Consider the following 11,312-nt stretch of genomic DNA (forward strand, 5'->3'; position numbering starts at 1 on the left):
GGAGATCATCACTGTCAATGAGTTTTTTAGCATCCTCATCAGCAATTTTTAGCCATTCAACATCCAGGAAAACAAGTTTTTGACTTATCTCTGAAGATAGCTCGTTGGTCTCTGCCACTAACTTTCCAAAGTCGGTGTTTGATGTATTCGTGGACCATTGTAAATAGGCAAAGGAACCAATCTTACCGCCCAGATCTAAAATATCTTCATACTCCTCGAGCATTTCTTTGAATGCTGTGGCTTCCAATTCTGCGATTTTTCCCCGGTATTTATCTGCAAAAGCCTGGGCCTCTTCAATTACTTTCTTTTTATCTTTACTGAGTTGAGGATCATCATTAGACGAATAGAGATCGGAAAGGTCCCAGTTTATATGTTCGGCGCCGGTTTTTTTCTTTGCTGAGGTTTCGCTCATTCCTTGATTTTTTTGATCTGAGGGTAAATACTAATGTCTTAATTTAAGACATTGAATATAGGGTTTGAGGCAGGCGAATTAAAGCGATGAAATTGGTTTATTTTTACCCTAAAATATTTGCTGCTAAACAAAATGGGCTGTTCTCGTTGCAGCACAGTTCTTTAAGATCTATTTGTCAATATTAATCCGGAATTCAATTCTGTGAACCGGCATTTGGTGACTTTTTATTTCCCCTATTTTTTAAATAACTGATCAAAGCACACCCAAAAGCTACTGTTGAACCTATAAGCAACAGATTAGTCATAATATATTTTTGCTGGAGCATAGATTCCCGGAAAAGATCGGAGGTAGCCAGTACTAAAAGTAGTGCCCCTATAAACCACAAAGCAGCAATCACAATCATCTGAGTTTTAGTTGGCTTCTTTATGAAATTAGTTTCCTGCTTAGCCACAATAGTCCACTTTATTGTTTTCTATTTAAGATAGAAATTTTTTCACAAAAATTTGGAACTCACATATTTGAGTGGGGTCCGCGTTCTGAAATTTTAAAAGTAAACTCTAACTCAAATTTACCATTAGTTTCTACATTATAGTCTGCATGAAGCTGATCGAGTTGTGCACGAATAAGATTCAGTCCAAGACTGGAACTTTCTGAAAAACTCTGACCGGCTTTAAAACCCGGGCCATTATCCTTATAAGTAAAGTGAAGTTTGTTATCTGCGAACTTCAATGAAATATCTATTCGCCCATCAAAGATCTTAAGGAAAGCGTACTTAAAAGAATTGGTAAGCAGTTCATTGAAAAGCAGCCCTAATGGAATAGCCTGATTGATGTTTAGTTGATACTCTTCTAAGTCCAGATTAATTGCCACTTCATTTTTAGTCTGCATCGTCTTTTCTATCGCCGGTATAAGCTGGTTCAAGTAATGCTTGATATTCACAGAAGACAAACGTTCTGTTTCGTACATCAACTCGTGTACCATAGCAATAGAATGAATCCGATTTATACTTCTCTGAAGAGGCAATTTGTGCTCAAGATCTACCTCCATGCTTTGTAGCTCCAGCAGTCCCGAAACTATCGCGAGGTTATTTTTTACCCTATGATGGATCTCCGACAGCAGGGTCGTTTTTTCTTTTAATGCTTCTTTTAGGGCTTCTTCCTGATCCTTTCTCTGACTGATATCAATAAACGTAGTTACCACTCTCAATACGTTTCCTTTCTTATCAAGCAATGGATTTGCGTCTACCTGAAGCCACACATAAAATCCGTGCTCAGGATTAAGGACTCCCATTATGACATTTTTGATATGCTCTTTCTCTGCAATGGCACGGACGGCAGGGAGTTCATCCGGTGGAAAGGAATCTCCTTCACTTTTGATGATTTTCCAGTCTTCATCATAAAAGGTTCGGCCATAAAGCTGATCCTTTGTAAGCCCTAAAAGTTCTTCAGCTTTGGTATTTGAAAGTAAAATCGCAGAAGTTTCATCCTGAACTACAACACCTATCTGGAGGTCATCGAATAAAAAATCAAGTGATTTATCAAAATACTCTTCAGAAAGTTGTTCCTTTTCGACAGCGATAACATCATGGCCAACATGCATAATAGCCGGTTCATCAGTGGCTGGATCGGAAAGTAAACTGCATTCCCATTTGATGCTTTTATACCTGCCGGTATCTCGAATCTGATGTTTATTAATGACCTGTACCGGAACTGGTCCCGCTGCGCGGTTTATACTTAACTCTTCCAGAATATCTTTAAACGACGCTACTTCCCCCTTTGAGATCTGGTCCGCTAATTTTAAATCTTTCGGGGTTTTTCCATTTAAAAGAAAAGTGTTCACATAATGTTCGTTTGAGAATAAAACCTCGCCCCGGGTATTTGTAACTACCAAATACAAATTTTTTGAATTCCTCAACCAACCGGGAATTCCCGATATCGAAGAATTGTCAATTTTTATCAACCTTGTTTCCTCCAACTTCATCTCAGCCGACATCTCACTTCACGTAAATTAATGCTTAGTGCTATCGTAAATTCTTTATTGACCGAGATTGGCATTTAATAAGTTTGTCCTTCCAGAAATAAATGTAGCTAAAGTGATTCTATAAACCTATTTATTCAAAAAATGTCTCTCTTGAGTCCATTAAAAAATTCAATTTAGGAGATTACAGAAATTATCGTTTTTTAAAATTGTAATCCTTAATTTTGAGGTTAATTAATTCATCACAAATCGGTTGTTTTTGAACCATTTTTAAGGATTTTTCATTAGCATAATAAATCGCTGTCAAAATACCGTACGAGGTTAACAGACCATTGAAATCACTTGAAGCCGTATTCGGCCCCAATTCTGCACTTGTAGAAGAATTATACGATCAATATAAAAATGAACCGGAATCGGTTCCCGCTCACTGGAAGCGATACTTTGATGAACTCGAGGGCAAACCTGTAGATGAAGCTGAGCCTGAGAAGATTCAGCCATCACAGCCAAAACAAGAAGTTTCTGGCGGTGATCAACAAGAACCTGCCGAAGCTAAAAAAGCTCCCGCACAAACAGAACCCAAAAAAGAGCCTGAAGCACCAAAGAACGCAAGCTTAGAAAAGATTAAAGGTGTAGCGACTAAGATCGTTGAGAATATGGACGATAGCCTGGAGGTTCCTACAGCTACCTCCCTCAGAGTGCTTCCAGTTAAAATGATGGTGGAAGATCGCACTATAATCAATCGCCATCTGCTGAAAAGAAATGAACCTAAAGCCTCTTTTACTCATTTTATCGCCTGGGCTATTATTCGTGCACTCAAGGAGTTTCCGACTCTGAACAGTTCTTATCTTTATCAAGATGGCAACCATTATCGGGTAGTTCCTGATTCTGTAAACTTAGGTGTTGCTGTTGATCTGGAAGGTAAAGACGGATCTCGTAATTTGGTTGTTCCGAGCATCAAAGGCGTAGATAAAATGACCTTTAAAGAGTTCTTGCATGCTTATGCTGAACTCATTGACAAAGCCCGGAATGGCAACCTGCAGATCGAGGATTTTCAAGGCACCACAATAAGTATCACCAACCCGGGTACCATCGGTACGGTTTCATCCGTCCCAAGATTGATGAAAAAACAAGGGGCTATTATCGCTACCGGTGCTATCGATTATCCTGCTGAATATCGTGCCATGTCAAAGGAGGTTTTGAACCAGCTGGGTGTCAGCAAAGTAATGACTGTATCTTCTACTTATGATCACCGGGTGATTCAGGGTGCTGAATCCGGCATGTTCCTAAAAAAAATGGATGATCTTTTAAGCGGGCAAGAAGATTTTTATCAACAGATATTCTCGGATCTGGACATCCCCTACGAGCCGCTTCCTTATGGAGAAGATAACTATACCGGACCCTTTTCGGGTGGCCAAAATACGCTTGAACACGATCGGCGTGCCGTAGGTGTTTGGAGGCTTATCAACATGTATCGCATGCGTGGGCATGTTTTGGCTGACCTTGATCCGCTTGGAAAAGAGCCGGGTAAAAACCCTGAGCTTGATCTTGATTATTATGGCCTATCACTTTGGGACCTGGACCGAGAATTTTATTGTGGTGGTTTAGGCGGAAAAGAACGAGCCTCGCTTCGAGAGATACTCAGCTTGCTCCGTGATACTTATTGCGGAAATATAGGTGTAGAATACATGCACCTTCTGGATCTGGAAGAACGCAAATGGTTGCGCGAAGCCATGGAGTCAACCGGAAATAATGCACAGCTTTCTAAAGATGATAAGCGGGAGATCCTCCATAAACTGAATCAAGCGATGGCTTTTGAGGAATTCCTTCACAAGAAGTACATCGGCCACAAACGTTTTTCATTAGAGGGTGCTGACACCCTGATCCCAATGATTCATTTCTTGCTGGAAAAAGCCGGAGAACATGGGATTGAGAAATTCTTTGTAGGCATGGCTCATCGTGGGCGTTTGAATATGCTCGTGAATATAATGAACAAGCCTTACCATCGTGTGTTTGCTGAATTCGAAGGAAATATCGATCCCGATTCTATTCAGGGCTCCGGCGATGTTAAGTACCACCTTGGTGCACGGGGGGTACATAAAGCTTCCAACGGATCTGAAATTGAACTGCAGCTGATGCCAAACCCGTCTCACCTTGAAGCCGTTAACCCGGTAGTGGAAGGTGCTGTGCGAGCTATGCAGGATCATCATGAAAAAGAAGATGCATCAAAACGTGTAGTCCCGGTATTGATGCACGGCGATGCTGCTTTTGCCGGACAGGGTGTGGTGGCTGAAACACTGAACATGTCTCAGTTGGAAGGATACAGTACAGGTGGAACGGTTCATATTATTATCAATAACCAAATTGGTTTTACTACGCTTCCTAAAGACGGCCGCTCTACCGAATACGCCTCAGATATCGCCAAAACAGTGCTGGCCCCGATCTTCCATGTTAACGGTGACACTCCCGAAGCTGCCGTTTATGCCATCCAAATGGCTCTCGATTACCGCCAAAAATTTGGTAAAGATGTAGTCATCGATCTTATAGGATATCGTAAGCATGGTCATAACGAAGGTGACGAACCTGCCTTTACACAGCCGGGTATGTACAAAGAGATCAATGATCATTCTCCGGTCCGTGATGTGTATACAGAACATCTTGTGAAAAATGGAGAGCTTACCAAAGAGGAAACTCAACAGATCTTCGATGAATTCGATCAGCTGTTGCAAGAGGCATTTGAAGATGCCAAAAAAGCTCCGAATCTTGAAATCACGGATAATCTGATCGACCGGACTGAAACACCTCAGGATGAGTGGAAAGACTATCCCGATACTACCTATCCTGCGGAAGAACTCAAAGATATTGCCGTTAAACTGAATACCGTTCCCAAAGATTTCGACGCCAATCCTAAACTACTCAAACAGTTAGCGAAACGTGCCGAGATCGTAAATAAAAATGAGAAGAAGATCGATTGGGGTTTTGCAGAGTTACTTGCTTTCGGCTCACTCCTGAAAACAGGAACTACGATCCGATTGACCGGACAGGATGTTGAACGAGGGACTTTCTCTCATCGCCATTCGGTACTTCATGGAACAGAAACCAATCAGAAATTCATACCGCTAAATAATCTTTCTGATGATCAGGCTCGATTCCATGTTCACAATAGTTTGTTGAGCGAATTTGCCGCTCTTGGATTTGAATTCGGTTACAGTGCTGAGAACCTGGATGCGCTAGTAATTTGGGAGGCACAATTTGGTGATTTTGCCAACGGAGCACAAATCATTATTGATCAGTTTATATCAGCAAGTGAAGCCAAATGGGGGCAAAAATCCGCATTGGTTTTGAATCTTCCTCATGGCTATGAAGGCCAGGGACCGGAGCATTCTTCTGCCCGTCTCGAACGTTTTCTTCAACTTTGTGCCGAAGATAACATGCAGGTATTGAACGTAACTACGCCAGCTCAATATTATCACATGCTACGTCGGCAAGCACTTCAAGAGAACAAGAAGCCCGCTATTTTGATGACTCCAAAAAGTTTACTTCGCCATCCAATGGCTACTTCCAACAGGGATGAACTGGCAGACGGTAAATTCCAGCCTTTTATTATTGATAAGGATTACACCGATCCAAAATCACTTAAACGCTTAGTGATCTGTTCCGGTAAAGTGTATTACGACTTGCTGAAATACCGTCAGGAAAATGAGATCGAAAATGTGGCTATTGCACGCTTAGAACAATTCTATCCATTTGCGGATGATGAGATCGAAGAGCAACTTAAGGATTTCACATCGATCAAAGATATAGTTTGGTGCCAGGAAGAGCCCAAGAATATGGGCGCATGGACATTTGTCGCACCCCGATTTATTGAGTTACTTCAGGATGGACAAAAATTCAGATATGTGGGGCGTCAGGCTTCTGCATCTCCGGCTGCCGGACAGAAGAAGATACACCAAGCCGAACAGGATAATCTGGTTGAAGATGCAATGATGGTTAAATAATTAGATAACGGCAGATTTTAAAGCCTGTCAGTTTAAGCTGACAGGCTTTTCTTTTTTATAAGAATATGTTTCTTTTGATGAAACTAAATCTTAACCCATCTAACCATGTCCAAAATAAAATCTGCTGATGAATATGTAGCTAAACATAAAAAATGGCAGCGTAGTCTCGATCATCTCCGAGAACTCATAAAAAGATTCGATCTGGTTGAAACCATTAAATGGGGACAACCAACATATACCATCAACAATAAAAATGTATTGGCGATCTGTGCTTTTAAAGAACACTTTGGAATTTGGTTTTTCAATGGAGCTTTACTGAAAGATCCCGATGGTTATCTGAGAAATGCCCAAGAAGGAACGACTAAAGCTATGCGACAGCTCCGGTTTTCTTCTTTTGAGGAAATAAATGATGAGGTGATCACAAATTTCGTTCAACAAGCGATCAACAATCAGAAAGCCGGGAAAGAAGTTAAGATCGATATAAATCGAGAAGCTGACATTCCTCCTCTTTTGGAAAAGGCCTTTTCTGACGATAAGAAATTAAACTCAAAGTTTGGTGAACTCACACCGGGCAGGCAACGCGAATATGCTCAATACATCGCAGATGCCAAACAAGAAGCCACCAAACTGAGCCGGTTAAAAAAGATCATCCCAATGATCAAAAATGGCGTTGGTTTGAATGATAAATATCAAAAGTAATGTACTGTTTACAAATCATACTCAAATTCATAGAAATGCTTTCCATCCTTAATAAGGATGGCCATTTTACCTGATAAGCCTTCCAATTCATCGGTAGCAGAATCAGGAACTACTTCCAGTATTAGCCGATCTTTACCTTTGTCCATTGTTCCAAAATGCTGAAGCACAAAACTGCCTTTCTTTCCCTTCAACGTCCCCTGAACTTGTTCCAAAGCTACATAGCCGGCTGAGCCTTTTATCGGAGTCATTGCACTTAACATCTCCCCTTTGCTTGTTGCCTGAAGTTCTCCGAAAAAGGTTTTATCAAGCGACATGCGGCTTAATTTGATACCATCAATTCCCTCAGCATAACCCTCTATGGGTTCTAATTTTACTTCAAATTCTCCGGTAATTTTCATAAATCCTGATGTTTAATTTTTGCAGCAATAATTGCCCCCAAGTAAGCCATCGGAATATAAGCTCCAACAAGATCAACAATATTAAACCAAAGCGGAGACGGCAAGGTCACCACATTGCTTACTCCTCCTAAAAGGAAAAAGCATCCAATGAATATTGCCCATTTCTTGGGTTCAGATACCACAAAATAAGCTGTTAATAAAGCTCCAACCAGAGTTCCTAAAGCATGAGCCAAAAACGGCAATAAAAAATGTTTGGGTTGGAAAAGATGCATGGATTCCTGTAAACCTTCCATGGTAGTCACATCCGCTCCTCCGGGTGGAGGAATAATGGATCCGCTGATCAAAATGATCCCCATATTTACTGCTCCACCTACTACAATCCCTGCTAATGCTGCAATACTATTTCTTATAAATGGCTTCATATTCGTTTGTTTAATGTGATGGACGACAGCAGATTATAGGGAAATCACAGGCATAAAAAAACCCCGCACAACATAATGCACGGGGTTTAAATCTTTTTCAGAGATTTATGAGGGGATGAATTACATCATTCCGCCCATGCCTCCCATTCCCGGCATTCCGCCACCCATGCCACCTGGCATTCCTCCGCCGTTGTCGTCATCGTCGCCTTTAGAAGGCTTCTCTGAGATAACAGCTTCAGTGGTGAGCATCAATCCGGCAACAGAAGCAGCATTTTGAAGTGCTGTTCGTGTAACTTTAGTAGGATCGATAACACCGGCTTTAATCAGGTCTTCGTACACTTCGGTACGTGCGTTGTACCCGAAAGCATCTTTACCTTCCAGTACTTTCTGAACAACAATTGCGCCTTCGGCACCTGCATTATTAGCAATAGTGCGAAGCGGAGATTCTAACGCTCTGCGGATGATCTGTACACCCACATTTTCGTCGGCAGTTTCACCCTTGATCTTATCAAGAGACTTAATAGTACGAAGCAGGGCAACGCCACCGCCTGGTACAATGCCTTCTTCAACGGCAGCACGAGTTGCATGCAATGCATCTTCAACGCGGGCTTTCTTTTCTTTCATTTCAACTTCAGATGCTGCACCAATATAAAGTACCGCAACACCGCCGCTTAATTTAGCAAGGCGTTCCTGAAGTTTCTCACGATCGTAATCAGAAGTAGTGTTCTCAATTTGAGACTTAAGCTGATTTACTCTCGCTTTGATGTCATCATCTTTTCCGTTTCCATCAACAATAGTAGTATTGTCTTTGTCGATCGTGATGCGGGATGCACGGCCTAAGAAATCAAGTGTTGCGTTCTCAAGCTTGTAACCACGCTCTTCGGAAATTACAGTACCACCGGTAAGGATGGCGATGTCTTCCAGCATAGCTTTTCTTCTGTCGCCAAAACCGGGAGCTTTAACGGCAGCAATTTTCAGAGAACCACGAAGCTTATTAACTACCAATGTAGCCAATGCTTCGCCTTCAATATCTTCAGCTATGATCAATAACGGATTTCCGTTTTGAACCACTTTCTCAAGAATCGGAAGCAGGTCTTTCATCGCTGAGATCTTCTTGTCAAAGATCAGGATGTAAGGATCTTCCATTTCAGTGATCATCTTCTCAGAATCAGTTACGAAGTAAGGAGAAAGGTAACCGCGGTCGAACTGCATACCTTCTACAGTCTCTAGATAGGTTTCCGTTCCTTTAGCTTCTTCAACCGTGATCACACCGTCTTTGCCAACTTTTTCCATCGCATCGGCAATCAAATTACCAATGGTTTCGTCGTTGTTGGCAGAAATGGTACCGATCTGAGCGATCTCTTTCCGATCGTCAATATCACGGCTCATTTTCTTGAGATCTTCAACGATCACTTTTACTGCTTTCTCAATACCGGCTTTCAGATCCATTGGATTTGCACCGGCAGTAACATTCTTCAGGCCTTCGCTTAAAATAGCCTGGGCAAGAACGGTAGCAGTGGTAGTTCCGTCACCGGCATTATCACTGGTTCTGGATGCTACTTCTTTAACCATCTGAGCGCCCATATTCTGGACTTTATCAGACAATTCAATTTCTTTTGCAACGGTCACGCCATCTTTAGTAACTGTAGGTGAACCGAATGATTTTTCTATAACAACATTTCGTCCACGAGGACCAAGCGTTACTTTAACCGCGTTGGCCAGCTTATCGACCCCTTTCTTCAGGGCGTCGCGCGCTTCAACATCGTAATGAACTAACTTAGCAGACATAATTATCTATAATTTTAAAGTTTGTGGTTTAATTTCTTTGAAAAGGTGGGTTACGATACAATACCCATGATATCAGATTCGCGCATTATCAGGTACTCTTCTCCATCCAGAGTTACTTCAGTACCTGCATATTTTCCATAAAGGACTTTGTCCCCTTTTTTAACGCTCATTTCAATTTTAGTACCATTTTCTACTTTTCCGGCACCGACCGCTACTACAGTACCCTGTTGCGGTTTTTCTTTAGCCGTATCTGGTATGATAATACCGGAGCTGGTTTTCTCTTCGGCAGGTTCTGCCTGAACCAACACTCGGTCGCCTAAAGGTTTAATCTTAGCCATTTTTATGACTCCTGTTACTTTTTAGTTAATAGTTAAATTTTTAATGGGCATGGCCCTATCTGTTTCGCATAGACAGATGCAAGTTCCGTACCAAACAGAAGAATAAACTATAAGGGCAGTTTATTCGTGGTCTTTAAGCAAAATTATAGGAGAAAGAGCTCCCCGGTTAAGATAACTTGTCAGTCTGTTCCAAAAGCTCTGCCAACTTTGCATAAGTTTCCGGAGACCAATGTTCGGCCCGGTCATCAAAATTAAAACCCTCGGGTTGATAATCCCCTAAAACCGGCTTCAAAGAATTGCTTAGTTTTTTGCGGCGCTGATTGAAAGCTGTTCGCACCACAGTTTTCAAAGTCTGATCAGCAAAGGAAAGCTTTGGTTTGTCAAACTTAAGCTTGATTACGGCACTGGTAACTTTGGGAGGAGGGCTAAATGAATTTCGAGATACATCAAACAATATTTCCGGAGAACAAAAAAGCTGCGTTTGTACACTCAGTATACCATATTCTTTAGAGGCAGGTTCGGCAACCAAACGTTCAGCCACTTCTTTCTGCATCATCAAAATAGCTTCTGAAAAAAGCTCCCTGTTTTCAAGCAGGTCAAACAATATCGGAGATGTTATATAATAAGGTAAGTTTCCAAGTACTACGTTATTCTTCTTCGGATCGACAATATCAGGCCAGTTCACCTTCAACACATCCTTCTCGTGGATCACAAGGTTTTCGATCTCCTTCTTCAATACTTCCACTGCACGTTGATCAACTTCAATCGCATGCACATCTGAAAACTTTTCGGTCAGCCACTTCGTCAATGCTCCGGTTCCGGAACCGATCTCAATGATTCGGTCTTCATTTTCTGCTACAATGGCATCAATGATCTTAAAGATGATATTCTTATCAATAAGAAAATGCTGACCAAGGCTTTTTTTAGTTCTGAAAGACAATGTTTGTGATTGACGATTGAAGATTATTGATTGATGATTTTAAGATCGTAGTTATCAATACTAACTCAAACTTTCATTTCTAAAACCTTGTATTTGCACCTAAAAACAAAACTCCATCCTAATAAATAGATTTGTAAATTAGCCCTAGCTTGCTAACCTTGTAAGTAAACCATCATATTATTCTTATTAATGAGTTTTCTTGAAAAAATTGGATTAGGCCAGAAAAGAAAAGAGATGGCCCCTCTTATTGGTGAAAAAAAGAAAAAGGAACAGGAAAAGTATTCCCTGAAAAGGAATCCTTATATCCGCATATTTATCCTGATTCTGTTTATAGGCATGAGTG

The 11,312-nt window shown here is 41.2% G+C and carries 8 protein-coding genes and 1 pseudogene; 2 read left to right on the plus strand and 7 right to left on the minus strand.

The window, feature by feature from the left end:
• A pseudogene (locus tag VFM80_RS13080) lies at positions 1–412 on the minus strand (oligoendopeptidase F); the annotation flags it as partial.
• 510 nt (positions 413–922) lie between these two features.
• Positions 923–2,251 (minus strand): histidine kinase dimerization/phosphoacceptor domain -containing protein, encoded by a 1,329-nt coding sequence (locus tag VFM80_RS13085; protein WP_395072387.1) that lies wholly within the window; start codon positions 2,249–2,251, stop codon positions 923–925.
• A 470-nt stretch (positions 2,252–2,721) separates the two neighbouring features.
• On the opposite strand from VFM80_RS13085, the gene VFM80_RS13090 reads away from it, so the two are divergent.
• Positions 2,722–6,384: a multifunctional oxoglutarate decarboxylase/oxoglutarate dehydrogenase thiamine pyrophosphate-binding subunit/dihydrolipoyllysine-residue succinyltransferase subunit gene (locus VFM80_RS13090; RefSeq protein ID WP_395072389.1), complete on the plus strand. Its 3,663-nt coding sequence runs from the start codon at positions 2,722–2,724 to the stop codon at positions 6,382–6,384.
• A gap of 105 nt (positions 6,385–6,489) precedes the next feature.
• Complete coding sequence (locus VFM80_RS13095) at positions 6,490–7,083, plus strand: YdeI/OmpD-associated family protein (protein WP_395072391.1); 594 nt, start codon at positions 6,490–6,492, stop codon at positions 7,081–7,083.
• Positions 7,084–7,091: 8 nt separating this feature from the next.
• Here VFM80_RS13095 and VFM80_RS13100 read toward each other — a convergent pair whose 3' ends face one another.
• The 5 genes from VFM80_RS13100 to rsmA all read right to left on the minus strand — a co-directional run bounded on the left by VFM80_RS13100 (position 7,092) and on the right by rsmA (position 10,969).
• Complete coding sequence (locus VFM80_RS13100) at positions 7,092–7,481, minus strand: DUF3224 domain-containing protein (protein WP_395072393.1); 390 nt, start codon at positions 7,479–7,481, stop codon at positions 7,092–7,094.
• Positions 7,478–7,903, minus strand: coding sequence for a hypothetical protein (locus VFM80_RS13105; protein WP_395072395.1), 426 nt, complete (start codon positions 7,901–7,903; stop codon positions 7,478–7,480). Before VFM80_RS13105 ends, VFM80_RS13100 begins: the two co-directional genes overlap by 4 nt.
• Before the next feature lie 120 nt (positions 7,904–8,023).
• A complete protein-coding gene (gene groL / locus VFM80_RS13110; RefSeq protein ID WP_395072397.1) occupies positions 8,024–9,691 on the minus strand; it encodes a chaperonin GroEL in 1,668 nt (555 codons plus the stop codon).
• Positions 9,692–9,741: 50 nt separating this feature from the next.
• Entirely contained in the window at positions 9,742–10,029 is a 288-nt protein-coding gene (groES, locus tag VFM80_RS13115; protein WP_395072399.1) for a co-chaperone GroES, read from the minus strand.
• Between the two features lie 166 nt (positions 10,030–10,195).
• On the minus strand, positions 10,196–10,969 hold the full coding sequence (gene rsmA, locus VFM80_RS13120) for a 16S rRNA (adenine(1518)-N(6)/adenine(1519)-N(6))-dimethyltransferase RsmA (RefSeq protein ID WP_395072401.1): 774 nt from the start codon (positions 10,967–10,969) through the stop codon (positions 10,196–10,198).
• Positions 10,970–11,312 lie beyond the last annotated feature (343 nt).

The organism is Gracilimonas sp. (assembly GCF_035704785.1).
GTDB lineage: Bacteria > Bacteroidota > Rhodothermia > Balneolales > Balneolaceae > Gracilimonas.